Genomic DNA, 25,255 nt, shown 5'->3' with positions numbered 1-25,255 from the left:
CCGTCAGCGTCCCAGGACCGCCATCGCCGCGTTGTGCCCGGGGATGCCGCTGACACCGCCGCCGCGCACCGCCCCCGCACCGCACAGCAGGACGGTGCGGTGGGCGGTCTCCACCCCCCAGCGCCCCGCGACGGCGTCGCCCTCCGGGGGCCGGTGGGGCCAGGACAGGTCCCGGTGGAAGATGTGGCCGCCGGGCAGGCGCAGTTCGTGTTCCAGGTCCAGCGGGGTCTTCGCCTCGATGCACGGGCGGCCGTCGGCGTCGAAGGCCAGGCAGTCGGTGAGCGGTTCGGCCAGGTGCGCGTCGAGCTGGGCCAGGGTGGCGGTCAGCAGCACTTCGCGGGCCTGGCGGTTGTCCTTCTCGAAGAGCCGGGCCGGGGTGTGCAGGCCGAAGAGGGTGAGCGTCTGGCAGCCCCGCTCCGCGAGCTCCGGCCCGAGGATCGAGGGGTCCGTCAGCGAATGGCAGTAGATCTCCGAGGGCGGTACGGACGGCAGTTCCCCGGCGGCGGCCTCCGCGTGGGCGCGGCGCAGCTGTTCGTACCCCTCGGCGATGTGGAAGGTCCCGCCGAAGGCCTCGCGGGGGTTCACCGAGGCGTCCCGGAGCCGGGGCAGCCGGCTCAGCAGCATGTTCACCTTGAACTGGGCGCCCTCCGGGGCCGGGAGCGCCGGATCCGCCTCCTCGGCGAGGAGTTCGGACAGCGCCCGCGGGGAGGCGTTGACCAGGACGTGCCGGCCGACGACGGTGCCCTCGCCCGTCGCCGTACGGAAGGTGACCTCGGCCGGTGCGGCGCCGTCGGTGTGGATCCGCAGCGCCTCGTGCCCGGTGGCGATCTCCGCGCCGGCGGCCCGGGCGGTCTCGGCGAGGGCGTCGGTGAGCTCGCCCATGCCGCCGACGGGGACGTCCCAGTCGCCGGTGCCGCCGCCGATGACGTGGTAGAGGAAGCAGCGGTTCTGGACCAGCGAGGGGTCGTGGGCGTCGGTGAAGGTGCCGATCAGGGCGTCGGTGAGGGCGACCCCGCGGACCAGGTCGTCGTCGAAGCGGGCCTCCAGGGCCTGGCCGAGGGGCTCTTCGAACAGGGTCCGCCAGGCGGTCTCGTCGTCGACGCGGGCGCGCAGGGCCTCGCGGGTGGGCAGCGGTTCGGTCAGCGTGGGGAAGATCCGCCCGGCGGCCCGGCCGGTCATCGCGTAGAACGCGCGCCAGCTTTCGTAGGCCCGGTCTGAGCCGGTGAGCCGGGCGAAGGACTCCCGGGTGCGGTCCTCGCCGCCGCCGACGAGGAGCCCGCCGGGGGCGCCGCCGCGGGTGTGGGGCGTGTACGAGGACACCGTGCGACGGCGGACCCGGAACCGCAGCCCCAGGTCCCGGACGATCTTCGCGGGAAGCAGGGAGACGAGGTAGGAGTAGCGCGAGAGGCGGGCGTCGACGCCGGTGAAGGGGCGGGTGGAGACGGCGGCGCCGCCGGTGTGCCCGAGCCGCTCCAGGACCAGCACCGAGCGGCCCGCCCGGGCCAGGTAGGCGGCGGCGACCAGGCCGTTGTGGCCGCCTCCCACGATCACCGCGTCGTACACCTCGTGCGCGAATCCCCGGGTAACCCTGGTGGCTGTCATGGCTCTTGGTAACACACCTGGCCGAGCCGCTCCAGACAGTGCGCCTCGTCGGCGTGGGCCAGGACGGTGTCGGGGTGCTCGTCGCCCAGGGAGCGTTCGCGGATGCCGGAGAGGTCCCGGTAGAGGGGCAGCGCCTCGTCCCAGCGGCCCAGCCGGCCGAGGCCGACGGCGAGTTCGCGCCGGCTGACCAGGGTGTCCGGGTGCTCGGCGCCGAGGGTCCTGGCGCGGGCGGCGCCGACCTCGCGGGCCTCGGCGACGGCCTCCTCCCAGCGGTCCAGCCGGCCCAGGTTGACACCGAGGACGTGCCGGGCGCGCAGGGTCTCCGGGTCGGCGGCGCCGTAGGCCCGGGTGCGGTCGCGGACCAGGGCCCGGAACAGGTCGAGGGCCTCGGCGGCGCGGCCGGTGCGGCCGAGCGCGATGCCGGTCTCGTAGCGGGCGGCGAGGGCGTCGGGGTGGTCCCGCCCGAGCACGCGTTCCCGTACGGCGGCGACGTGCCGGAACCCGGTCAGCGCCTCGTCCCAGCGGCCGAGCCGGCCGAGGGCGTAGGCGGCCTCGTACCGGGTCAGGAGCGTGTCGGGGTGCTCGGCGCCGAGTACGGAGGCCCGCTCGGCGGCGACTTCGGCGGCGGCGGCGTGCGCTTCGGCGTGCCGGCCGAGGGCGCTGAGCGCGCAGGCCAGGTTGTGGCGGCAGCGCAGGGTGTCGGGGTGGCGCGGGCCCATGGTCCGGATCCGGGCGTCGAGGACCGCGTCGTAGATCCGGTGGGCCTCGCCGTGGCGGCCGAGGCGCCCGAGTTCGTACGCCTCCTCCTGGCGGGCCGCGAGGGTGTCCGGGTGCTCGGCACCCAGCACCCGGGCCCGGCCCCGCGCCACGGCCGCGTACACGGCAAGCGCCTCCTCGGGCCGCCCGTCCCGACTGAGCCGAAACGCCCGGGTATGCCCGGCATCGAGCGCCTCAGCGCCGCTGCCCTGGCCGGGCGTCTGCCCGGGGTCCCGACCCGGGGTCGGCCAGAGACCCTGACCGGGGGCCTGCCCGAGCCCTTGGCCGTGCACCTGTCCGAGGCCCTGACCGGGGGTGTGGCCGGGGGCTTGACCGGGGGTGTGGCCGGGGGCCTGACCGGGGGTGTGACCGAAGCCCTGACCGGGCGTCTGCCCGAGCCCTTGGCGGGGCGTCTGCCCAATATCCTGACCGAGGATGAGGTCGGCACCCTGGCCGGGTGTGGGGCCGAGTCCGTAGGCGGGGGTGAGCCGCGGATCCTCGCCGGGCGCGGGCCGCAGGATCCGCTGCCCCCCGGACCCGAGCCCCGCTCCCACGACCGGCCCGATACCACTCGCCGGCCCGGAACCGGCGCCGGCCTGCCCAGCCACCGAACCGAGCCCGCTGCGGGAACCGCCGCCCGAGCCGGAACCAACATGGGGGCTGCCGCCCGAGCCAGAACCGGCACCCCAGCCGACGCCGATTCCCGTGCCGGAGCCCACGCCGGAGCCGATACCGGAACCAGAACCGGAGTCCACGCCGATGCCCGGGCCGGAGCCGACACCGGAGCCAGAGCCCACGCCGGAGCCAGAGCCGACACCGGAAGGGGAATCCACGCCGATGCCGAGGCCGGAACCCGCGTCGCCACCGACACCGGAGCCCCCGCCCACGCTGAGTCCGGACTCGGAGCCCCCGCCGACACCCAAGCCAGGCCCGGAGCCGACGCCGACGCCCAGGCCGGAGACGGAGCCGATGGCGGGCCCCGGGCCCGTGCCCGGGAACGAGCCGGAGGCGAGCCCGAAGGCAGAGCCGGGGCCGAGGTGGGGGCCCGTTCCCGAGCCGGAACCGAGACCGGTGCCCGGACCAAGGGGGCCGGAGACGGAGTTGGCGCCGCTGCCCGCGTCCGGGCCGGGACCGATGCCGGAAACGCCGCCGACGCCCGCGCCAAGGCCCGAACCGCTGCCGGGGCCGGCGACGACGGCGGCGCCGGGACCAGAACCCATGCCGGTTCCCGGCCCCGAACCGGCAACGACGCCCAAGCCCGGGCCAGGACCGAAGTCCGGGCCGGGGGCAGTGCCGGTGCTCGGGTCGGAGCTGGGAATGGCGTCCGGGGTGGCGGTGTGGGGTGGTTGGGGGCGGGAGGCGGTCCAGGAGCCGGTGAGGACGGTCCATTCGCCGCTGGCCGGCCGGGCTTCGATGCCGGCCTTGCGGCCTGCGGTCATGCCCTCGGCCCAGGCCGGCAGCGGCGCCCCGCCGGAGCCCGGCCGGGCCTCGATCAGGCGCCGGTGCAGGTGGCGGGCGTCCCCCGGCCGGTCCTCGGGACGCTTGGCGAGGAGTTCCAGGACGAGCCGCTCGAAGTGGGCCGGCAGCTCCGGCCGGTGCTCGCGCAGCGGCACGGGCACGGAGTCGCGGTGCCCGACCAGCACCGACCAGGAGTCGCCGAGGTCGAACGGCGGGGCCCCGGTGGCGATCTCGTAGAGGACGCAGCCCAGCGAGTACAGGTCGCTGAGGTGGTCGACCTCGCCGCCCGCGATCTGCTCGGGCGACATGTAGTGCGGGGTGCCCATCGCCATGCCGCCGCCGGTCAGCTTCGCGGTGAAGCCGATGTCGTGGGCCAGGCGCGCGATGCCGAAGTCGCAGATCTTCACCGTGCCGTCGGTGAGCCGCATGATGTTGGCGGGCTTGAGGTCGCGGTGGACCACGCCCTGGTCGTGGGTGTAGCCGAGGGCGGCGGCCATCTGCTCGGCGATGTCGAGGACCACGTCCACCGGCAGCGGCCGGGAATCGTTGTCCTCCATCAGCTGACTGAGGTTGCGGCCCTCCAGGAGCTCCATGACGAGGTAGAGGGGACCACCCGCCGCGCTGTCGTCGCCGAAGTCGTGCACGACGGTGACGCCCCGGTGCTGGAGCGAGGCCGCGACCCGCGCCTCGCGCCGGAAACGCTCGCGCAGCACCTGGGTGAAGTGGGCGTCCTGCTCGGGCCCGATGGGCTTGAGGCACTTGACCGCGACCTGCCGGCCGAGCGACTCGTCGCGGGCGCGCCACACCTCGCCCATGCCACCGCGCCCGATCAGATCGAGTGACCGGTACCGGCCCTGGATCAGCCTGGACTCCGCCATGTCTTAAAGCCGCCCCCGTCGTCGTGCCGCGCCCTCCCCGGCCGGTCCAGTATGGCCGCCGATGTACGCAGTGTGTACGCGGAGGGGCGGCTGCCGGCACCCAGTCGGCGCATCGCTTTCAAGATGTGACCTGGGGGCAGCTGCCAGCGTAGACCTGCGGGAATGCTGCGCAGCAGGCGACCGGTGAGGCGCAGGCGCCGGGTGACGACGGGCGGGGTTGGTGCGGTGCGCCCGTACAGCTCGTGCGCCCAGCCGGGGAGCGAATCGTAGGCGAGTGCGGCCAGGGGTCTCCACAGCAGGTTTCGGCCAGGCACGAGGAGCGGATGGACGGGCGGGGCCCGCAGGAAGTCGTCGACGGCGCGGGCGTCTACCCCGGCGGCGAGGCGGGGGCGGACCCGCGCGAAGTAGTCGGTGAGCCCGGCGGCGGAGTCGGGAACTCCGGCCGGATCGAGGCCGACGAGGCGGGCGTTGACGCGGTTCTCGTCCACGTAACGGTCGGCCTGCGCGGGGGTGAGCGGGACGCCGGAGCGCCGCAGGACGTGCAGGAAGCTGTCGATCTGCGCGCAGTGCACCCACAGCAGGAGCTCGGGGTCGTCGACCGGAAAGCGCTCCCCGGTGTCCGGGTCGGTGGCGGACAGCCGGCGGTGGAGGGCACGGACCCGGGCGCCGGCCCGTTCGGCGGCCTCGGTGGTGCCGTAGGTGAGCGTGCCGACGAAGTCGGCGGTGCGCAGGAGCCGGCCCCAGGCGTCGCGCTCGAAGTCGGAGTTCTCCATGACCCCGCGCAGGGCGCGCGGGTGCAGGGCCTGGAGGTACAGCGCGCGGACCCCGGCGATCCACATCACCGGGTCGCCGTGGCACTGCCAGGTGACGGACCCGGGCCCGTAGAGCCCCGGGTCCGCACTCTCGTACGGAGCTGCGCTCATGGCCGGCCTCCCGGCGGGGAGCCTACCCAGGCGGGGAGCGACCCATCCACGGACGCCGCCGGACCGGGCAGCCACCTCCCACCCCACCTACTACCTATATTTCCATGGTCAACTACCACTCAGACTCTAGCGATATGCGGTATTGACCGCCCGCAATCTGGCTTTCGAACGCATAATGGAGTCATGCGGGATCACGTGAGGCAACACCCGGCGGAATGCTGCGCACAGTACGGCGTGTGCGGGGCGGGCCTGAGCGTCTACCGGAAGACCGTCGTGAAGGGCTGTACGCCGAAGAAGGGCGCACCCGCCTGCCTGGTGCGGATGGGGCTGCTCGTCCCTTCGCCCGACGATCCGACGGTGCTCGTGCCCGTCGCTCCGGGAGAGGCGGTCGGGGCCGAACCGGTCCGGCCCGCCGAGCGGTCGCCCACGGAGCAGCCGCCCGACGCCCGGGCCGTCGCCGACGGCTTCGTGCCCGTCACCCCGCTCTCCACGGCCGCGCGGCGCGAACACACCGGCTGGGCCACCGTCATCGACGGTGAGGAAGCGATCCGCGCCACGCTGGCCCACGCGGTCCGCGGATGCCGCGAAGAGCTGATGACCGTACAGCCGGACGGCGCCCGGCCTCCCTTCGACCTGGACGACCCGGACGGCGTCCACGGCCGCGACGGGCCGGACCGCTTCCGCTCCGGTCCCGCCCGGCACCGGGCCCTCTTCCCGCACGCGGTACGGACCCGGCCGGACGCCCTGTGCCACGTCGAACGGCTCACGGGCGCGGGCGGCGAGGTGCGCACCCTGGACCGCCTCATCGGCCAACTGGTCATCGCCGACCGGTCCGTCGCCTACGTGCCGGGGCACGACGAGACCCTGACCCAAGTCCTGGAGATCAGGCAGCCGTCCGTCGTGGCCTTCCTGGTCCAGGTCTTCGAGGAGGCGTGGGAGCGCGCCGCGCCCCTCGACCCGGGAGCCCCGCGCGGCGCCGTGGAACCCGGCGCCGCCGAGCGCACGTAAAGCGGGACAGCGGGACAGCGGGACAGCAGGACGAGGCCACCCGCGCCGTGCCGCGCCGCGCGTCAGCCCTTCAGCCAGGCCATCCATGCCTCGACCTCGTCCGACCGGCGCGGCAGCATGGCGGAGAGGTTCTCGTTGCCGTCCTCCGTGACGAGGAGGTCGTCCTCGATCCGGACGCCGATCCCCCGGTACTCCTCGGGCACGGTCAGGTCGTCGGCCTGGAAGTAGAGACCCGGCTCGACGGTGAGGACGACGCCCGCCTCCAGCGTGCCGTCCACGTACGCCTCGGCGCGGGCGGCGTCGCAGTCGTGGACGTCGAGCCCGAGCAGGTGGCCGGTGCCATGGAGGGTCCAGCGGCGGTGCAGCCCCAGTTCCAGGACGCGCTCGACGGGGCCCTCGACCAGGCCCCACTCGACGAGCTTCTCCGCGAGCACGTGCTGCGCGGCGTCGTGGAAGTCGCGGAACTTCGCCCCCGGCCGCACGGCGGCGATGCCGGCTTCCTGGGCCTCGTAGACCGCGTCGTAGACCTTGCGCTGGATCTCGCTGTACGTGCCGTTGACCGGCAGCGTGCGCGTGACGTCCGCGGTGTAGAGGGTGCGGGTCTCCACGCCGGCGTCGAGCAGCAGCAGGTCGCCGGAGCGGACGGCGCCGTCGTTGCGGACCCAGTGCAGGGTGCAGGCGTGCGGGCCGGCGGCGCAGATGGAGCCGTAACCGACGTCGTTGCCCTCGACGCGGGCACGCAGGAAGAAGGTGCCTTCGATGTAGCGCTCCGAGGTGGCCTCGGCCTTGTCGAGGACGCGCACGACGTCCTCGAAGCCGCGGGCCGTGGCCGCACAGGCGTGGCGCAGCTCGGCGATCTCGAAGTCGTCCTTGACCCGGCGCGCCTCGGAGAGGAAGACGCGCAGCTCGTCGTCGTGTTCGGCCGTCACCTTGTCCCGCAGCGCCGCCTCGATCCCGGCGTCGTGACCGCGCAGGATGCGGACGGGGCCGGTGGCTTCCGCCAGGGCGGCGGCCAGCGTGCGGACGTCGCGGACGGGCAGGCCGAGGAGCCTCTCGTTCTCGGTGAGGCTGTTGCGGCGGCCGACCCACAGCTCGCCCTGGCCGGACAGCCAGAACTCGCCGTTCTCCCGGTCGGACCGGGGCAGCAGGTAGACGGTGGCCCGGTGGCCACGGTCCGCCTCGGGCTCCAGGACCAGGACGCCGTCCTCCGTCTGGTCACCGGTCAGGTGGACGTAGTCGGAGGACGGGCGGAAGGGGTAGTGGGTGTCGTTGGCGCGGACCTTGAGGTTGCCCGCGGGGACGACGAGCCGCTCGCCGGGGAACCGGGCCGAGAGCGCCGCGCGGCGGCGGGCGGTGTGGGCGGCCTGCGGGAGGGGCTGTACGTCGTGCCGCCCGGTGTCGGCCCAGCCCTGCTTCATGTTCTCGGCGAGCTCGTCGCTCACCCGTCGGCGCGGACCGGGGCGCTCACCCTGGGACGCATCCGTGGACGGGTCTGCGGGCGATGCCCCAGGCGGAGCCTCGGACGGGTTCTCGGACAGCCCTTCGGTCACGGCTGCTGCCTCCTCGTTCGATCGCGTCTGTTCACGTCGGTCCGTTCACGTCGGTCCGTTCACATCCGGTCGTTTCCTGACCGGACAACGCCCCCGCACCGCGGGAGGCCGCCCGCCATCGTGGCACGGACCCGGCCGGGGCGGCTCGGATTTGATGCCGCCCCGGCGCCCCGGGCCGACGCAGGACGATAGTGCGTCAACTTCCGTCCGAGACCCGTTGACCGAGCCCGCCGCGCTGGGGCCCTGCCCCGGGCCCGCGCTAGTGTTCCCGTGTGAATCTTCATGTCGTCATAGGGTTCGGGCCCGCCGGAGCGGCCACCGCCCGGCTGCTGGCAGAGCGGGGCCACACCGTCAAGGTCGTCACCAGAAAGGGCCGGGCCGCGGAGCCCGGCATCGAGCACGTCGCGCTGGACGCGTCGGACACCGCGCGGCTGACCGAGACCGTCCGGGGCGCGACCGCCCTCTACCACTGCGCCGCACCGCCCTACCAGCTCTGGACCCGGGACCTCCCCCGGCTGGCCGACTCGGTCTGCGCGGCGGCCGAGGCCACCGGCGCCGCGCTGGTCCTGCTGGGCAACCTCTACGGCTACGGTCCCGTCGACGGCCCCCTCACCGAGGAGCTGCCGCTCTTCGCGGCCGGCCCCAAGGGCCGGGTCCGTGCCGCCGTCTGGGAGCGGGCCCGACGGCTGCACGAGGAGGGACGCGTCCGGGCGGTGGAGGTGCGCGCGTCGGACTTCTTCGGTCCCGGCGTCACCGACGGCGGCCACCTCGCCGGACGCGTCCTGCCACGGCTGCTGCGCGGCAAGTCCGTCTCCACCCTCGGGGATCCGGACGCCCCGCACAGCTGGAGCTACCTCCCCGACGTGGCCGCGGCCCTGGCCGAGGTCGCGGGCGACGAACGGGCCTGGGGCCGTGCCTGGCACGTCCCGACCGGGCCTGCGCTGCCGGTGCGCGCGATGGTCGACCGACTGGCCGCCGAGGCGGGCACGGCGCCGGTCGCGGTGCGCGCACTGCCCCCGGCCGTACTGGCCCTGGCGTCGGCGTTCTCCCCGCTGATGCGCGAACTCAAGGAGATCCGCTACCAGTTCGACCGGCCGTTCGTCCTCGACTCCAGCGCCTACGAGGCCGCGTTCTCGGTGCGCGCCACCCCGCTCGACGAACAGGTCAAGGCGACGGTGGAGTGGTGGCGTGAGCACCTGGCCGCCGGCGGATGACACCGGTGACCGAGAAGGACCGCGCTCCCGGTGCCTCGGAGGGCACGCGGCGCGATGACGTCGCGGTCGTGGGGATGGCCTGCCGGTTCCCGGGCGCACGGGACGTGAACCAGTACTGGCGTCTCCTGACGTCCCCCCGGCCGCAGTTCTCCCCCATACCGGACGCGCGGTGGCGCGCCGCGAACTTCCTCTCCGACAGCCTGCGCGACACGTCCGCGGCCTCCACGGACACCATGGCGCTGCTGCCCGACGTCGGCCACTTCGACGCGGCGCACTACGGCATCCCGCCCCGCCGGGCCCGTTCGATGGATCCGCAGCACCGGCTGCTCGTCGACCTCGCCCGGGAGGCCCTCCAGGACGCGGGCTGGGAGGCGGAGGGCTTCGACCGCGAGGAGACCTCGGTCATCACCTCGCTCACCGAGAGCGGTTACCGCGGGCTCAGCACCCTGCACGTACGGATGCGGCAGCTGGCCGGCGGCGAGTTCGGGGCCCCGCCGGCCGATCCCCGGTGGGCGGCGGACGCCGTCCGCGCGGTCGACGGCATGCACGGCACGTCCGTCGCCGGGCTCCTGCTCAACATGGGCCCGAACACGATCAGTTCCGTCTTCGACCTGCACGGCGAGAGCTACGCGCTGGACGCGGCGTGCTCCGGCGGCCTCATGGCGGTGGCCAACGCCGTCTTCGCCCTGCGCGCGGGCCGCACCCGTATCGCGCTCGCCGGAGGCGCGCAGCTGGTCCTCACTCCCGACCTGCTGGTGGGCCTGAGCCGGATCGGCGCCCTCTCGCGCAGCGGCCGGTGCCTGCCCTTCGGCGCCGAGGCGGACGGCTTCGTCCTCGGCGAGGGTGCCGGGGTCCTGGTGCTGCGGCCGCTGGCCGACGCGCTGGCGGCCGGCGACCGGGTCTACGCGGTGATACGCGGTGTGGGCACGGCCAACGACGGCACGGTACAGGGTGGCATGCACCCCCAGGCGGCCGGTCAGCTCCGCGCGCTGCGCCGCGCCTACCGCGACGCGGGCCTCGCCCCGGGCGCGGTGGACTACCTGGAGGCGCACGGCACCGGGACCCGGGTCGGCGACCCCGTCGAGGTGGGCGTGCTGCGCGAGCTGCGCGGCGCGGACGGGCCGCCCGCCTACCTCGGCGCCGTCAAGGCCGTGGTCGGGCACGCGCTGAACGCCGCCGGAATCGCCGGGCTGGTGAAGACCGTCCTGGCCGTGCAGCGGGGCGTGATACCGCCGCAGCCGGACTTCGAGCACGCCGAGCCCGCCGGGCTCGACGCCGCGCGGCTGACCATACCCACCGCGCCGGTCCCCTGGCCGGACTCCGGACGGCCGCGCCGGGCCGGGGTCAGCGCCTTCGGCTTCGGCGGCACCGGCGTCCACCTGGTGGTCGAGCAGGGTCCCGCGCTGCCCGCGCCGGCCGTGGACGGGGAGGCGCAGCTGCTGGTGCTGAGCGCCCGCGACCGGGCCGGACTGGCCCGCCACGCACGGGAGCTGGCCGACACGATCGCCCGCGACGGGCTGCCCCTGGCCGGGGTGGCCGCCACCCTGGCCCGCCGTACTCCCCTCGCGCAGCGGCTGGCGCTGGTGGCGCGGGACGCAGACGACGCCGTCACCGCGCTGGCCGGCGCCGCCGAGGCCGTGGCGGCTGGCCGCTCCGGGGAGTTCGGGCCGGGACGGGTGATCGGCACGGCGGCGCCGGGCGAGCCCGCTGAGGTCCCCGTACCGGCCCCCGGCTCGCTGCCGCCCGGGGAGCGCGAGGCCGTCCTGGCCGCTCTCGCGGTACGTGCGGCCAGCGGCCCGGGGCTGCGTCCGCTGATGGAGCGGACCCCTCCGCACACCCTGCCGCCCAGTCCGCTCGCCCCCCGCCACCACTGGGTGGTGGACGAGTCGGCGCGCGGGACCGGGGACCGCCCGGGTCCGGCGGAGTCCCCGCCGGCGCAGGCCACCGGACCCGCCCCCGTGCACGCCGACCCGGCCGCCGCGTACGACGCCTCGGCGGCCTCCGTCGTGTTCGAAGCGGTGTCGCGGACCGGCGTCTTCCCGCTCTCCGACCTCAGCGCGGAGATGACCCTGGTCGCCGACCTGGGCTTCGACTCCCTGATGCTCCAAGAGCTGGACGTCGTCATCGGCCAGCGGGTACGGGGCTTCTCCACCGAGGAGGTCTTCACCCCCGGCCTGACCATCGAACGGCTCATCGCCCTGGTCGGAGCCCATCCGGCCGGCTCGTCGGAGCCCGGTGGCCCGCCCCCGGAGCCGCCGCACGACCGCTGGGACCCCGCGACGGCGTCCGTCGAGGAGTTCCCGGAGGTGGAGCGGTTCGAGGAGCGGCTCGGCGTGATCGAGGACAGCGGCGCGGCCTTCCCGTACTTCCGGGTCCACCAGGGCACCATCCGCGATACGACGGTGATCGGCGAGCGCGGGTACCTGTCCTTCGGCAGCTACAACTACCTGGGACTCTCCGGCCACCCGGCGGTCACCGAGGCGGCCCACCGGGCTCTGGACCGGTACGGGACCTCGGTTTCCGCGAGCCGGGTGCTCTCCGGCGAACGGGACCTGACCGTACGGCTGGAGCGGGCCCTCGCGGAGTTCCTCGGCGTCGGGGACTGCCTGGTGCTGGTGAGCGGCCACGCCACGAACGTCACCGCGATCGGGCACCTGGTCGGCGCCGGGGACCTGGTGCTGCACGACGCGCTCGCCCACGACAGCATCCTCCAGGGCATCGCCCTGTCCGGGGCGGCGCGGCGCCCGTTCGCGCACAACGACACGGACCGGCTGGAACACCTGCTGCGGGTCAACCGGCCGCGGTTCCGTCGGGTCCTGGTCGTCGTCGAGGGCGCGTACAGCATGGATGGGGACCTCGTGGACCTGCCCGCCGTGATCGAGCTGAAGAAGCGCTACGGGGCGCTGCTGATGATCGACGAGGCGCACAGCATCGGCACCGTCGGCGAACGCGGCCGGGGCGTCGGCGAGTTCTACGGGGTCGACCGGTCGGGGGTGGACCTGTGGATGGGCACCCTGTCCAAGGCGTTCGCCAGCTGCGGCGGCTATCTCGGCGGCTCGCCCCGGATGGTGCGGTGGCTGCGCCACACGCTGCCCGGCTTCGTCTACAGCGTGGGCCTGACCCCGGCCAACGCGGCCGCGGCGCTGGCCGCGACCGAGCTGATCACCGCCGAACCGGAGCGGGTGCGCCGGCTGCGGCGCAACGCGGAGCTGTTCCTCGCGCTGGCCGCCGCGGCCGGTCTGGCCACGGGCTCCAGCGCCGGTACGCCGATCGTGCCCTGTCTCCTGGGCGACTCGGCGCGGACCCTGCGCGTCGCGGACCGGCTGTTCGCGCGCGGGGTGATCGCCGATCCGATCTTCCACCCGGCGGTGGAGGAGGGCCTGTCCCGGCTTCGGTTCTTCGTCACCAGTGAGCACCGCGAGGAGGACGTGCGGCGCGCGGTGTCGGTGCTGGCCGAGGAGGTGGCGGCGGCCGGCGGGTGAGGAGGACGGGGAACCCACGTCAGAACAGGGTGCGTTCGATGCGGTTGAGGGTGTCGGTCTCGCCGGGCGTGCCACCGGCGTCCACGTCGTCCGTTCCGGGCTCTTCGCCGGCGCCGCCGAGCCGCTGGGACAGGAGGTAGGCGATGACCTCCGCCTCCTGTTCCTGTACGTCGTCGTAGGTCGCGCGCAGGAGCATGTCGCGTACGAGGTCGGGGTCGAGGTTGGGGAAGAGGAAGCGGGCGCTCGCCTCGTCCAGCCAACCCGCCCCCCGGTGGCAGCAGATGATGTGGCCCAGCTCGTGCAAGATGATGTGCTCCTGATGCGCGCTGGTGGTGTTGGCGTCGTAGAAGATCAGGTCCTCGTCGCGCGCCGCCACCCACATGCCGCAGGGCTGCGAGGCGGGCATCTGCATCGGGACCAGCGTGATGGGCCGTTCGCGGATCTCGCCGAGGTAGCGGCAGAGTTCGGCGACGTCGGCGCCTTCCGGGAGGTCGAGCGCGGCGAGCCGCCGTACGCCGTCCTTGCGGAGCTTCTTCAGCTGGTGGCGCCGGTCGTGGTCGGCCGACCGGCCCTTCCCGGCGAACCTCACTCGGATTCGGTGGGATCGGTGACCGGCGGGAGGCCCTGGAGCTGCCGGTACTGGTCCATGATCGCGGTGATGGCCTGGAGGTTCTCCTTCTTCATCCCGGCCGCGCGCATGGCCACGGAGCGGACCCCGGCCTGGCGCAGTGCCTCGATGGCGGCGACCTCGCTCAGCACGGACTCGGCGACCTTGTCGTCGAAGAAGTAGGCGACCGAGACGCCGAAGAAGCGCGCCAGGGCGGCCAGCAGGTCCGGTGAGGGGTTGGAGCGCTTGCCCGTCCGCAACTGCGACAGGTAGACGCCACCCGCCTTGAGTTCGGGGTTGACCCGCTTCAGTTCCTCCGCGACCTCGGCGTTGGTCCAGTGCTTGCCCTTGGGACGAACCGTCTTGAAAAGGTTGTCCAGACGCACTGCCAGCACGGGCCGGTCGTCAGGCTCGGACACTGCGAATCTCCCTTCCTCCACCTCCTCGGCATTGCCCTCAGCTATTCCCCAGTTTTGCAGATTAGCCGTCAGTTGACAATCTGCTGAGATTCCGCCACCGTGGACCTCGCCGATAGCTGCCAGTTAACTTCGCTTACGGGGGTAGCCCAGTTGACTGCCGGTCATATCGGTCCGGACCGGTCCTCGGGGGATGAGGGCCGGGCCGGGTGACGCACCCGCCCACGGGGGAAGTACGGGCGGGTGCAGGGGGGGAAGTGCAGGGGGAAGTGCACGGGGGGTGCGCTGAAGGAATCCCGCCCGGCTTGACGGGGGCAGGCCGAGCGGGATCTCTCTTCACGGATGTACGGGCGGCGGGGTCGGCGGGGGGCTGACGGTCGACCGGGTCAGCGGGGGCCGACGCGGATCAACTCGCCTTTCCCAGCTTGCGGTAGACGGACGCGACCTTGGTCAGCCAGGCGACCTCCGCCGTGAAGTTGTCCGGGTCCCGGTCGTCGAAGTCCCCGGCGTCCTTGTTGTGGTCGGGGATCGTGCCGGCCCGCTTGGCGTCCAGGGCCTGCCTGATCTGCGCCGCCTCGGCGAACGCCTGCCGGTACTCCTCGCTCGCCCCGGGATCCGCCGGGCCACCGCCCTGGGGTGCGGTGCGGTCGATGTAGGGACGCAGGTCCCGCCACCCGTCGCGTATCTCGATGACCCGCCGGTGCAGCCGGTAGTTCAGGTCGGAGACCGAAGCGGAACCCGGCGGCTCCAGGACGATGTCCGGGGAGGACTCGTACAGGTCCCGCCAGAGCGGGTAGAGCGCGCGGTAGGAGCGGTACCTGCGCGCCCAGTCGGTGAGCCTGGCGGCCGGGCCCTCCCAGGCGGAGAGGGTGAGGCTGAGCGAGAGGGTGACGATGCCCGCCGCGCTGAACACGGAGGCGGCCACCGTCCAGACGCCGATGTCGATCCCGGCGGCGGCGGTCAGGATGTTCACCGTCCGGCACGAGCAGTACAGGAACAGGATCACCGCCGCGACGGACAGCATGCGCAGGGCCTGGCGCAGCGAGGCCTTGTCCGTCATCCGGGCGTAGGGGCCGCACTGGCGGAAGATGGTGACGCACGGGACCGCCTGGGACACGATGAAGACCAGGAGGTAGAGGAGGACCAGCGGCTGGCCGCTGCCCGTGTTGAAGTCCGTGGCGGGCCGGTCCGGTCCGTCGGCGACCAGGAACAGGGCGATCAGCAGGGCGCAGACGGCGACCCCGGTGATCAGCCAGTACCGGGCGTGACGCACCGTCTCCTCGGTGGCGGTTGCCCAGTGGAGCAGGATGATCTGGGCGCTCACGCAGAAGGCGACCGCCGACACGTGCATCACCAGGATGGCGAGGTTGCCGACGCCCAGGAAGGTGTCGCCGCTCATGGCGACGGCGCCCATGGTGAAGGTGAGGCACTGGAGCAGCAGAGTGATCACGAGCGTGCGGTAGGCGCTGTCGCGCCAGCTGCGCCGGACCTGGCCGAGCCGGTAGAAGAGGGCGGCGTACGACGAGAGCGCCGCGATGACGAAGCAGAGGGTTCTGGTGGTGTTCACGGCCTGGTTCCCCGCCGGTGCCGCCTGCGCGGCAGACAGATCTAGTCGGTGTCGGTGTCGGTGTGGGTGTCGGTGTCGGTGGTCGGGTGGGACGGGAGCGGGACGTCGAGGCCGATGCCTTCGGCCGCCACGGCGATGGCGAAGTCGAAGTAGGCGGACTCGTCGCGGACGCTGTCGTGGGTGCGGCTGAAGACCTGGAAGACCAGGAGCCCGATGAGGCTGCTCCACAGCACGATGCCGCGCTCGACGAGGTCCGTGTACGGGGCCTCGGGCACGCCGCCGAAGAGTTCCACGGCCTCCGGCCGGAGCAGCGGCGGGCCGGGCACCGCCCGGCGCGGCGGGGTGAGTTCACCGGCCTCCAGGGCGGACCGTACGATGCCGGCCAGGACGGCGGGGGTCCGCGAGGCGGGCGGGACGGTGTCCTGCGGGGCGTGGTAGCCGGGTACGGGTGAGCCGTAGATCAGCGTGAACTCGGCGGTGTGGGCGAAGGACCACGCGCGCAGCGCCCGCGTCACCGCGAGGAGCCGCGCGCCGGCCGTGGCTCCGGCCGCCCGGGCCTGCGCGTCGGCGCGCTCCATCGCCGCGGCCGAGGCCTCGTAGGCGTCGATGACGAGGACGGTCAACAGGTCGTCCCGGTGCGGGAATACGGCTTCCACGTCGGCGACGGCGAGTCCGCCCTCGGCGGCCACGGCCGCCGGGGACAGCCCGTCGGCGCCCCGTTTGGCGAGCAGGTGGCGCGCGGCGGCGAGGACGGCCGCCGTGGTCGCGCCCGTTGGGGAAACATCCATGGCCAAACCGTACCCGTCAGCTACCGCACCCCTGGTCCGTTCCCCCCAAGCCCGTCCGGAACCCGCCCCCTTCCCTCACACGCCCCGCGCTGTTCCCCGCGGCCCGGCTGTGACCGGGATCGGCAGTCGGCGCCGGGCGACGTCTGTGGCCCGCACCGATGCCGGATGGCACCGGTAACCGGACAGACCAAGCGGCACGTTGGCCGGCGCTCCCTCCGGACGGCAGGGAGCCGAGCGCGGCGGCCGAACACCAGGACCCGTGCCGCCTGCCGGGGCCGAAACGTCCGTCAGCGGGTGCGGAGACTGCCGGTGTACACGTCCGTACGGTTCTGTGGTGCGCCGGAGTGGGTCTCGGTGAGCACCGCCCGAACTCCCGTCTCGTCCGCCACCAGGCCTTGGTAGTCGCCGAGGAAGTAGCCCCCGGAGAACGGTGCCTGTAGCCAGTCGAAGATCCGCGAGACGCGTCGCTCGGTCCGGCGGTTCGGGTCCCCGTGCGGCAGGACGGCCAGTTGGTAGGCGGTGGGCAGGGTGGTGGTGTCGCCCGGCTTGAGGAAGCGCAGGTCGTAGTACATCAGCGCGAGCGTCCCCCGCTCGTCGACCGCGACCGACGGGGAGAAGGCCGGCACGCCTTCCGGGCTGATCAGCTCCGGGGCGCCCCAGGTACGGCCGCTGTCGGTGGAGCGCACCAACTGCACGGAGTTGAACCTGCCGCCGGAGAAGTCCGAGCCCTCGTACGCCATGTAGAGCGTGCCCGTCTTCGGGTCGACGGCCGGGCTGGGCAGGGTGGACGCGGCGCGCAGCGGCTTGGCCGGGTCGTTCGGGTCGGTCTCCGGCACGGAGGTGTCCCGGGCCACGGTGACCGGGGTGCTCCAGGTCTCTCCGGCGTCGGTGGAGGTGACCATCGCGTAGTGGGCTTCGACGACGGTGCTCAGGTCCTCGGAGAGGGTGATCCGGTCGAAGAAGTCGTAGAGGGTGCCGGTGTGCCGGTCGACGACGATCAGATGGCCGATGGTCTGGGTGTTGGGCACGGCGGAGGTGTCGACGAACGGCCGGGCCTCGCTCCACGTGCGGCCGCCGTCGCGGGTGAGGGAGATGTAGCCCGGGCCGTCGAGGAAGCTCGGGCCGGGCGGGTCGTTGTCGAGGCGGTCCCAGACCTGGTAGGCGGTGCCCTTGCGGATCGGGTCGGCGGTGAGCGAGGGCTTGTCGTTGAAGAACGGCTGCTCGTCGACGTGCGTGGTGGTGAGGTCGTGCCAGGTGCGGCCGCCGTCGCGGGACGTGGCGGCCAGGAGGCCGGTGCGCGTGCTCTTGACGAAGTCGACGCCTTCCCCTCCGGCGTACACGGTGCCGTCCGGTCCGGTGCTCACCCAGGGGTCGGTGGCCCGTTCGAAGTCCGCTCCGCCCGGGGCGCACAGGCTGAACGGCAGCGTGCTCCGGTGGAAGGTGTGGCCGTCGGTGGTCCAGCCGGCCACCAGGCCACGGGCGCCGCCGTCGTTCCAGCGGTCCTGCTGGAACACGGTGACCACGCGCTCGGGGTCGCGCGGATCGACGGACAGGTACGGCTCGACCTCGGTGGCCGGGTAGACGACGCTGTCGGGGGACCTCGCCCCGATGGTGCAATGCGCGTACGGGTCGCCCTGGGACACCTTCACCAGCGGTGTGCCATCGGGGTTCCGGTCCGCTGCGGCGGGAGTCACGCCCGTGACCGTGACGAGCAGGAGCGCGGCGGTGGTGACGGCGGTCAGGGACAGGAAGACGCGCATGCGGGATCTCCTCCGGGCCTGTCGGCCAGGGCACGGGACCGCCGTCATCGGGGCGGCCTGGGGCACGGAGGCGTATCGGAACGCGAGGGTGGGGCGACTCCGCTTGGTTCTTTTCGGCGTGGTGGCCGGTGCCCTTGATGGGCCGAACGACGGAGTCATCCCCGGGGTGGTCGAGGAGCACGGCGGAGCCGACCGGCGGGGCACCGTGCCGGTCGGCTCCTTGGTCGTGCTGTTGCGGCGCGCCGTCTCGTAGGTCCCGGGAGCGGGGCGCGGGCCGCGCGCGCCGGTCGGCGCGTTCATCACCCGCGCCGGAGAGAAGACTTCATCACCGTCGGGAGCGGGACACGCGAACGACCCCGGCGGTCACGGTTCGACGACAGGGCCGAGGTCGTTCAGGACGGCGGCGAGCGCGGTGCTCAGGAGCGCGCGGACCGTCTCGAAGCGGTGGCGGCCGTGGCTTCGAGACGGTCCGCGTCCACCCTGGCGAGTGCCGCGGTGTCGAGAGCGGAGCGGGTGATCCACCCGATCGTGGACCGCGAGCCGTCACCCCCTGCGCACCGCGCCGGATTCCGGCCGGGCTGGTTGCCCAGCCGTGCGCCGACGGTCAAGTGATCGCCTGCGTGGTCCCGTCGGGCAGCGCGCAGGACTCGCCGGCGTAGGGGCGGGAGATGACCTGCCCGCCGGCGGCCGTGCACTCGTCGCGGGTGATGTTCGGAGACGAGGCGGCCCCGGCGCTGACAGCGCCGACGGCGCTCATGCCGGCAAGGGTTGCCGCGGCCAGGGCGAGGCCCAGGATTCTTCGTGTGCGCATGACTTCTCCTCCTCTCAGGCACCTTCGTCCGGCCGTCGGGAAGGACAGTCCCGGGAAGACGGCGCCCTCCTCCTCAGCATGAGCGCTCGGCATGGGGCCCGCGAGGCAAGGCATGACCTCACCGACCGCGACCGCCGTATCGGCACGACCGGTGTCCGCGAGCGGCTGCCGCGCGCGATCCGCTAACGCGGCTCGTGGGCCGCCGCGCGGCAGGCACCGGTCGCGGCGCCGCCCGCCACTCCGGCCCCGGTCAGCCCGGTCACACAACTCTGCAGGTCCCCGCCCACGCCACGGCCGCAGGCCGCTGCGACGGACTCGGAGTCGGTGGCACCGGCCTGTGTGGCCATCCGTGTGCAGGCGGGGATGTCCGCCCGGACGGCCGGAGCAGCGAGGACCGCACCGCCCAGGGTGAGGGTCAGGCCGGTGAGGGCACCGGCGATACGGGTCGACGTGCGCATGGGACGCACCTGCCTTCCGGGTTGGTCGCGCGGTTCGGCCCCGGCGGGCCGGATCCACGCGTGGGGCCGCCCGGCGACGCCCGGTGAGTGGTACCCCCGGATCCGTTGAGCCGCACCAGGACATGATCGCCAGGCGGAGGGAGAGGGACGCGGACCGGATGAGCCGCACCCGGCCCCGCTCGCCGGCCCCTCCCTCCAGCGTCGCATCCTCTCCCCCGCCCGTCCTGGGCACCCGGGGAGGCGCCCGGCCCGGCCAAGGGCTCGCCCGTCTGCGACGCACCACGGACAGCACTGTCGTGGCCCGACATGACGCGTCACTCACTTGGGTGAGAAGCTGAAAGGTGTCCCAACCGAGGCAATCCGTGAGTGAAAGGGAATCCACATGCGCATTCGACGAATCCTCGCCGCTGTCATCGCCACGGCAGCCCTCGCCGGACTCGGCCTCACCGGCGCCGCCACCGCCACCGCCGCCGCACAGGGTGCGTCAACCTACGTCACCCCTTCCGAGTGCAAGCAGGGCGGGGGAACGCCCGATCTGACGGCCAACCTCTGCATGGGCGGCACGCACAACGGGGAGAAGATCGACTGACTCCACAAGGCGCCCCGCGGCCACGCGCCGCGGGGCGCTCCCGCCTCCGAAGAGCCTCGTCACCCGGTGTCAGCGGCGGACGCGGGGCATGCCGAGGCCGATCCAGGAGATGATCTCGCGCTGGATCTCGTTGTTGCCGCCGCCGAAGGTGAAGATCACCGCACTGCGGTAGCCGCGCTCCAGTTCGCCGTGCAGGACCGCGCCCGCCGAGCCATCCTTGAGGGAGCCGGCCGCGCCGACCACCTCCATGAGCCAGGCGTACGCGTCCCGGCGCGCCTCGGAGCCGTAGACCTTGACGGCGGAGGCGTCCTGCGGGGTGAGGGTGCCGGACTCGACGGCGTTGACCATCTGCCAGTTGAGCAGTTTCATCGCGTCGAGACGGGCATGGGTGCGGGCGAGGCGGCCGCGCACCCACGACAGGTCGATGACGCGGCGGCCGTCGGCGAGCTTCGTCTCGGCGGCCCAGCGCTGGACGTCGTGCAGGGCGCGGATGGCCATGGTGCCGTGGGCCGCGAGGGTGACGCGTTCGTGGTTGAGCTGGTTGGTGATCAGGCGCCAGCCCTGGTTCTCCCGGCCCACGCGGCGGCTCGCCGGGACGCGGATGTCCTCGTAGTAGCTGGCGGTGGTGTCGTGCGAGGCGAGGGTGTTGATCAGGGTGCAGGAGTAGCCGGGGTCGGTGGTCGGCACCAGCAGCATGGTGATGCCCTTGTGGGCGGGGGCGTCCGGGTCGGTGCGGACGGCGAGCCAGACCCAGTCGGCGGTGTCGCCATTGGTGGTCCAGATCTTCTGGCCGTTGACCACGTAGGTGCCGCTGTCCTCGTCGCCCTCGCGGACGGCCTTGCACTTGAGGGCGGCGAGGTCGGTGCCGGCGTCGGGCTCGCTGTAGCCGATGGCGAAGTCGATCTCCCCGGCGAGGATCCGGGGCAGGAAGTACGCCTTCTGCTCGTCGGTGCCGAACTGCATGAGGGTGGGCCCGACCGTGTTCAGCGCCATCAGCGGCAGCGGTACGACGGCCTGGGCGGCCTCGTCGAAGAAGATGAACTGGTCCATGGGCGTCATGCCGCGCCCGCCGTACTCCTCGGGCCAGCCGACCCCGAGCCAGCCGTCGGCGCCGAGGCGGCGGATGGTCTCCCGGTAGAAACGCTTCTGCGCGGCCGGGTCCTGGTAGCGGGCGTAGACGTCCTGCGGTACGAGCTCGGTGAAGTAGGCACGCAGTTCGGTGCGCAGCCGCTGCTGCTCAGGCGTGTATTCGAGGTGCACGGCCCCTCCGGGAGTCTCGCGGTCCAGCCGGTCGCTGGGGTGGCGGCGGTCAGATTAGAACCTGTTGCAAGAATCGGGAAGGGCCGCGCCGGTGCGGCCTCGGCCGGGTCGGGCGCGGGTGATCTCCTTGTCGATGCCGACCACCGGACGGATCACGTCCTCCGTCGTGACGCCGCCGCTCTGGAGGATCCCGGTGCCGCGCGGGACGTCAGTTCAGGGCGCTGATCATGACGGCGGCCGTCGCCGCCATCGCCGCGCGGGCGGCGGTCAGGTAGGGGCGGGGGTCGGCCTCGGTGAGGTGCGTACGGATGGCGCCGGTCATGGCCACGTTGAGCGCGGTGCCGATGTTGACCTTGCGGATGCCCCCGGCGACGGCCGCCGCGAGCTCCTCGTCCGGCAGCCCCGAGGAGCCGTGCAGGACCAGCGGGACGTCCACCGCCTTGGCGAGCCGGGCCAGCAAGGCGTGGTCGAGGGAGGCGGTGCGGCTGGTCATGGCGTGGCTGCTGCCGATGGCCACCGCGAGGGCGTCGACCCCGGAGTCGGTGACGAACCGGCGCGCCTCGTCCGGGTCGGTGCGGGCGCCCGGGGCGTGCGGATCCGGTGGGGCGGCGCCGTCCTTGCCGCCGACCTCGCCGAGCTCGGCCTCGATCCAGAGGCCGTGGGCGTGCGCCCAGTCGGCGGCGGAGCGGGTGGCCTCCAGGTTCTCGGCGTAGGGCAGGTGCGCGGCGTCGTACATCACGGACCCGAAGCCGGCGTCCACGGCCCGCCGCAGCAGGTCGGCGCTCTTGACGTGGTCGAGGTGCAGTCCGACGGGCACCCCGGCGGCTTCGGCGCAGGCGGCGGCGGCCCGGGAGATGGGCAGCAGGGCCCCGCCGCGGAACTTCACGGCGTTCTCGCTGAGCTGGAGGATGACGGGCAGTCCGGTCCGCTCGGCGCCCTCGATCACGGCTTCGGCGTGCTCCAGGGTGATGATGTTGAAGGCGGCGACGGCGCGGCCGGCGGAGGCCGCCGCCGCGACGAGTTCCCCGGCGCGGGCGAGGCTCATCGGACCGCCCCCTCGCCGGTGGTGAGGATCACCGAGCGGGTGAGGTTGCGGGGCGCGTCCGGGTCCAGTTCCCGGTGGGCGGCGACGGCGACGGCCAGCCGGTGGACGCGGACCAGTTCGGCGAGCGGGTCGAGGGTGCCGTCGACCCAGTGCGCGCCGGTGCCGGTGACCTGTGCGGCGATGCCCTCGGGGGTGCCGCCCAGCGACCAGGTCACCGAGCCGGGACCGGTGACGCTGACCGGGCCGTGCCGGTACTCCATGGCGGGGTAGGACTCGGCCCAGGAGAGGGAGGCCTCGCGCATCTTGAGGGCGGCCTCGTGAGCCAGGCCCACACTCCAGCCCCGCCCCAGGAAGGTGAACTGGCCCCGGCTCTCCAGCCCAGCGGGCAGCGGCTCGGCGAGGGCGGTGCGGCCGTCGGCGACGACGGCCGGGGTGTGCGCGCCGACGTGGGCGCGCAGCAGGGTGAGGGCGGTGGTGGCGAACCGGGTCTGGACGACGGAGCGTTCGTCGGCGAAGTCCAGGACGACGAGCTCGTTGGCCAGGGTCATCACCGGGGTGTCGGGGTCGCCGACGACGGCGGTGGTGGCGACCCCGGCCTCCCGCAGACCGGCCAGCAGGTCGAGCACCTCGGTGGTGGTCCCGGAGCGGGTGAGGGCCACGACCCGGTCGTAACGGCGGTGGCGGGGGAACTCCGAGGCGGGGAAGGCGTCGGTCTCGCCCTGCCCGGCCTCCTCGCGCAGGGCGGCGGCGGCCTGGGCCATGAAGTACGAGGTGCCGCACCCGACGATCGCGGTACGCTCCCCCGGCTTCGGCAGCACCGCCCGGTGGACCGGGGCCAGTTCGGCGGCGCGTTCCCAGCTGTCGGGTTGCGTGGCCAATTCGTGCGCGACGTGACTCATACGGGCTCCCTGCGCGTTGGGGTGCGTGTTCCTGCAAGGTAGCGGGCCGTTTCACGCAACTTCAAGCATCCACGGGGTGATCGCCTGGGTTAATCTCGACGGCGGGGCCGGGTGAGCGTCCCGGGGAGCACACGGGAGGGGCGCCATGACCCGCAAGGAACGCTGGCAGCGGCTGCTGGACCTGCTCGTGGAGCGGGGCGGCCTGGAGGTGGAACCGGCCGCCGAGGTCCTCGGCGTGTCCGCCGCGACGATCCGCCGTGACCTCGACCAGCTCGCCGAACAGCAGTTGCTGGTGCGCACGCGCGGCGGGGCGGTGCCCCACGGCGTCTCGTACGAACTCCCCCTGCGCTACCGCACCTCCCGGCGGGCCGCCGAGAAGCTGCGGATCAGCGGGGCCGTGGCGGCGCTGATCGCCCCGGGCGAGGTCATCGGCCTGACCGGCGGCACCACGACGACCGAGGTGGCCCGCGCCCTCGCGGCCCGCGCGGACCTGGCCGTCGGCTCCCCCGCCGGTCCGTCCGCCGGTCCCCCCGCCGGTTCGCCCGCGCTGACCGTGGTGACCAACGCCCTGAACATCGCCGGCGAACTGGTGATCCGGCCGCAGTTCAAGATCGTCCTGACGGGGGGCGTGGCCCGCCCCCAGTCCTACGAGCTGACCGGCCCCCTGGCCCAACAGGTCCTGGGGCAGCTCACGATGGACACCGCCGTCCTCGGCGTGGACGCCTTCGACCCGGTCGACGGGGCCGCCACCCGCCACGAGGACGAGGCCGCGATGAACCGCCTGCTGTGCGAGCGCGCCCGCCGGGTGGTCATCGCCGCCGACTCCAGCAAGCTCGGGGTCCGCGCCTTCGCCCGCATCTGCGCCACCTCCGAGATCGACGTCCTGGTGACGGACACGGCGTTCCCGGAGGCGGGCGTCCGCTCCTTCCGGGCGGCGGGCGTCGAGGTGATCCGGGTCTGACGGGCCGTCCGATGCCGGCTGTGACCATGATCACGAACCGGGTGGGGACTACAACCTCTTGCCGGGCGAACCGGTCAACTGGACGACCACGGAAGGCCGGTGCCGGGTGGAACCTTTCGCGCCGGCCTTCCGAGACCCGACCAGAAGGACCCCATGAAGCTGCAGCGTTTCCTGGCCACCACCGCCGTCATGGCCGCCGTCGGGCCCGTGGCCCTGCTCGCCGCGCCGGCCGCCCACGCGGAGGGGGTGACCCCTGCGCCGACCGCCTCGGTGGCGCCGTCCGTTCCGACCGGTGGTCACGTCTCGGGCACCCCGGCGCCGGGCCACTCCGACGAGGGCACGACCGGCGGCGCGGACGGTTCCGGCCGGCCCGGGGCCTCCGCCGAGCCCGGCTCGTCCGCCAAGCCGGGCGCCTCCGCGAAGCCGGGCACGTCCCCGTCGGGCACCGCCCCGGCGGCCACGCCGTCGCCCTCGTACTCCCGTCCCGCCTTCTGCTCCGGCGTCCCGGAGGAGGAGCGCGGCAAGACCTCGCTCCGCGGCCTGCCCGGCAAGATCGTGGCCGGTTCGGGCTGGCACGAGTTCACGTACCGCGTCTCCAACGTGTCGAAGACCAAGGTGACGGAGACGGACGTCTCCCTCTGGCTCGGCACCGCCGACCCGAAGCTGCACGACATCGCCCAACTGGCCGTCACCGTCGAGTGGTTCAACCCGGGCACCGGCCAGTGGAAGCCGATCCAGGGCGACGGCGCGGGCATCTTCGACGACTACGGGTTCGCCACCGCCAAGAACCTGAAGCCCGGCGAGTACGCGGACGCCCGCATGCGCATCAAGGTCGGCGACAAGGCCACGCCCGGCAACGGTTACTTCTTCACCCTCGGCTTCTCCTACGGTGAGGACGGGCAGTGCGGTTCCGACCACATCAGCCAGTTCGACTTCACCGTCCTGGCCCCCGGCGCGAAGCCCGGCAGCGTCGACGACGCCAAGGGCAAGCCCGCCAAGCCCGGCACGCCGGGTCTGCCGGACGCCAAGGGTGACGGCCACCCCAAGCCCGCGCCCCAGGGCGGCCGCGCCGAGCTGCCGGTGAGCGGCCGTCTCGCCGAGACCGGCTCCTCCTCCGCCCTGCCGACCGTCGCCGCGGTCGGCGGCGCGGCGGTGATCGCCGGCGCTGGCGCCGTCTTCCTCGTCCGCCGCCGCCGGGCCGCGAACTAGGCCCGGCCTTCCGG

Annotated in this window: 21 protein-coding genes; 7 read left to right on the top strand and 14 right to left on the bottom strand. The window is 73.7% G+C overall.

The annotated features are described in order from the left end of the window. Positions 1 to 3: 3 nt before the first annotated feature. The 3 genes from ACZ6ZT_RS04710 to ACZ6ZT_RS04700 are packed head-to-tail and all read right to left on the bottom strand — an operon-like array spanning position 4 to position 5,617. Entirely contained in the window at positions 4 to 1,602 is a 1,599-nt protein-coding gene (locus ACZ6ZT_RS04710) for a phytoene desaturase family protein (protein ID WP_469715518.1), read from the bottom strand. After that, a complete protein-coding gene (locus tag ACZ6ZT_RS04705) occupies positions 1,599 to 4,694 on the bottom strand; it encodes a protein kinase domain-containing protein (RefSeq protein WP_469715516.1) in 3,096 nt (1,031 codons plus the stop codon). Before ACZ6ZT_RS04705 ends, ACZ6ZT_RS04710 begins: the two co-directional genes overlap by 4 nt. Further along, entirely contained in the window at positions 4,676 to 5,617 is a 942-nt protein-coding gene (locus ACZ6ZT_RS04700; protein WP_469715514.1) for an oxygenase MpaB family protein, read from the bottom strand. Before ACZ6ZT_RS04700 ends, ACZ6ZT_RS04705 begins: the two co-directional genes overlap by 19 nt. A 183-nt stretch (positions 5,618 to 5,800) precedes the next feature. Between ACZ6ZT_RS04700 and ACZ6ZT_RS04695 the strand changes: the two genes are divergently transcribed. After that, a complete protein-coding gene (locus ACZ6ZT_RS04695; RefSeq protein WP_469715512.1) occupies positions 5,801 to 6,625 on the top strand; it encodes a hypothetical protein in 825 nt (274 codons plus the stop codon). A 62-nt stretch (positions 6,626 to 6,687) separates the two neighbouring features. On the opposite strand, the gene ACZ6ZT_RS04690 is transcribed toward ACZ6ZT_RS04695, so the two are convergent. Then, on the bottom strand, positions 6,688 to 8,163 hold the full coding sequence (locus tag ACZ6ZT_RS04690) for an aminopeptidase P family protein (protein ID WP_469715826.1): 1,476 nt from the start codon (positions 8,161 to 8,163) through the stop codon (positions 6,688 to 6,690). A gap of 284 nt (positions 8,164 to 8,447) precedes the next feature. Here ACZ6ZT_RS04690 and ACZ6ZT_RS04685 point away from each other — a divergent pair, with 284 nt between their 5' ends. Next, complete coding sequence (locus tag ACZ6ZT_RS04685) at positions 8,448 to 9,389, top strand: NAD-dependent epimerase/dehydratase family protein (protein WP_469715511.1); 942 nt, start codon at positions 8,448 to 8,450, stop codon at positions 9,387 to 9,389. After that, a complete protein-coding gene (locus ACZ6ZT_RS04680) occupies positions 9,386 to 12,871 on the top strand; it encodes an aminotransferase class I/II-fold pyridoxal phosphate-dependent enzyme (protein ID WP_469715509.1) in 3,486 nt (1,161 codons plus the stop codon). The genes ACZ6ZT_RS04685 and ACZ6ZT_RS04680 overlap by 4 nt, the downstream gene beginning before the upstream one ends. A 19-nt stretch (positions 12,872 to 12,890) precedes the next feature. On the opposite strand, the gene ACZ6ZT_RS04675 is transcribed toward ACZ6ZT_RS04680, so the two are convergent. From ACZ6ZT_RS04675 to ACZ6ZT_RS04655, 5 genes are all read right to left on the bottom strand, one after another. Continuing rightward, positions 12,891 to 13,460: a toxin gene (locus ACZ6ZT_RS04675; RefSeq protein ID WP_469715507.1), complete on the bottom strand. Its 570-nt coding sequence runs from the start codon at positions 13,458 to 13,460 to the stop codon at positions 12,891 to 12,893. After that, the gene (locus ACZ6ZT_RS04670) at positions 13,457 to 13,897 is read right to left on the bottom strand and encodes a helix-turn-helix domain-containing protein (protein ID WP_469715505.1); all 441 of its coding nucleotides are present in this window, start codon (positions 13,895 to 13,897) and stop codon (positions 13,457 to 13,459) included. Before ACZ6ZT_RS04670 ends, ACZ6ZT_RS04675 begins: the two co-directional genes overlap by 4 nt. A 403-nt stretch (positions 13,898 to 14,300) precedes the next feature. Further along, entirely contained in the window at positions 14,301 to 15,461 is a 1,161-nt protein-coding gene (locus tag ACZ6ZT_RS04665; protein ID WP_469715503.1) for an MAB_1171c family putative transporter, read from the bottom strand. A 41-nt stretch (positions 15,462 to 15,502) separates the two neighbouring features. Beyond that, positions 15,503 to 16,249: a TetR-like C-terminal domain-containing protein gene (locus ACZ6ZT_RS04660; RefSeq protein ID WP_469715501.1), complete on the bottom strand. Its 747-nt coding sequence runs from the start codon at positions 16,247 to 16,249 to the stop codon at positions 15,503 to 15,505. A 287-nt stretch (positions 16,250 to 16,536) separates the two neighbouring features. Next, on the bottom strand, positions 16,537 to 18,009 hold the full coding sequence (locus ACZ6ZT_RS04655; RefSeq protein WP_469715500.1) for a sialidase family protein: 1,473 nt from the start codon (positions 18,007 to 18,009) through the stop codon (positions 16,537 to 16,539). 103 nt (positions 18,010 to 18,112) lie between these two features. Between ACZ6ZT_RS04655 and ACZ6ZT_RS04650 the strand changes: the two genes are divergently transcribed. After that, positions 18,113 to 18,262 (top strand): hypothetical protein, encoded by a 150-nt coding sequence (locus tag ACZ6ZT_RS04650; protein ID WP_469715498.1) that lies wholly within the window; start codon positions 18,113 to 18,115, stop codon positions 18,260 to 18,262. Positions 18,263 to 18,613: 351 nt separating this feature from the next. Here ACZ6ZT_RS04650 and ACZ6ZT_RS04645 read toward each other — a convergent pair whose 3' ends face one another. Beyond that, positions 18,614 to 18,820: a hypothetical protein gene (locus ACZ6ZT_RS04645; RefSeq protein ID WP_469715497.1), complete on the bottom strand. Its 207-nt coding sequence runs from the start codon at positions 18,818 to 18,820 to the stop codon at positions 18,614 to 18,616. 182 nt (positions 18,821 to 19,002) lie between these two features. Beyond that, complete coding sequence (locus tag ACZ6ZT_RS04640; protein WP_469715495.1) at positions 19,003 to 19,278, bottom strand: hypothetical protein; 276 nt, start codon at positions 19,276 to 19,278, stop codon at positions 19,003 to 19,005. Positions 19,279 to 19,660: 382 nt separating this feature from the next. On the opposite strand from ACZ6ZT_RS04640, the gene ACZ6ZT_RS04635 reads away from it, so the two are divergent. Beyond that, positions 19,661 to 19,867, top strand: coding sequence for a hypothetical protein (locus ACZ6ZT_RS04635; RefSeq protein WP_469715493.1), 207 nt, complete (start codon positions 19,661 to 19,663; stop codon positions 19,865 to 19,867). 69 nt (positions 19,868 to 19,936) lie between these two features. Here the strand turns inward: ACZ6ZT_RS04635 and ACZ6ZT_RS04630 are convergent, their stop codons facing one another. From ACZ6ZT_RS04630 to ACZ6ZT_RS04620, 3 genes are all read right to left on the bottom strand, one after another. Continuing rightward, on the bottom strand, positions 19,937 to 21,127 hold the full coding sequence (locus tag ACZ6ZT_RS04630) for an acyl-CoA dehydrogenase family protein (protein WP_469715491.1): 1,191 nt from the start codon (positions 21,125 to 21,127) through the stop codon (positions 19,937 to 19,939). A 208-nt stretch (positions 21,128 to 21,335) separates the two neighbouring features. After that, positions 21,336 to 22,172 carry a class II fructose-bisphosphate aldolase gene (locus ACZ6ZT_RS04625; protein WP_469715488.1) on the bottom strand — a complete coding sequence of 279 codons (837 nt, stop codon included), beginning with the start codon at positions 22,170 to 22,172 and terminating at the stop codon, positions 21,336 to 21,338. Next, positions 22,169 to 23,071 (bottom strand): SIS domain-containing protein, encoded by a 903-nt coding sequence (locus tag ACZ6ZT_RS04620; RefSeq protein WP_469715487.1) that lies wholly within the window; start codon positions 23,069 to 23,071, stop codon positions 22,169 to 22,171. Before ACZ6ZT_RS04620 ends, ACZ6ZT_RS04625 begins: the two co-directional genes overlap by 4 nt. 145 nt (positions 23,072 to 23,216) lie before the next feature. Here ACZ6ZT_RS04620 and ACZ6ZT_RS04615 point away from each other — a divergent pair, with 145 nt between their 5' ends. Continuing rightward, positions 23,217 to 24,032: a DeoR/GlpR family DNA-binding transcription regulator gene (locus ACZ6ZT_RS04615; RefSeq protein ID WP_469715484.1), complete on the top strand. Its 816-nt coding sequence runs from the start codon at positions 23,217 to 23,219 to the stop codon at positions 24,030 to 24,032. 153 nt (positions 24,033 to 24,185) lie between these two features. Next, on the top strand, positions 24,186 to 25,241 hold the full coding sequence (locus ACZ6ZT_RS04610; RefSeq protein ID WP_469715483.1) for an LAETG motif-containing sortase-dependent surface protein: 1,056 nt from the start codon (positions 24,186 to 24,188) through the stop codon (positions 25,239 to 25,241). Positions 25,242 to 25,255: the final 14 nt, after the last annotated feature.

It is taken from the genome of Streptomyces sp. NPDC102258, assembly GCF_055584685.1.
Note: the sequence above shows the minus strand (reverse complement) of the source record. Positions and strands in the feature narration are given on the sequence as shown.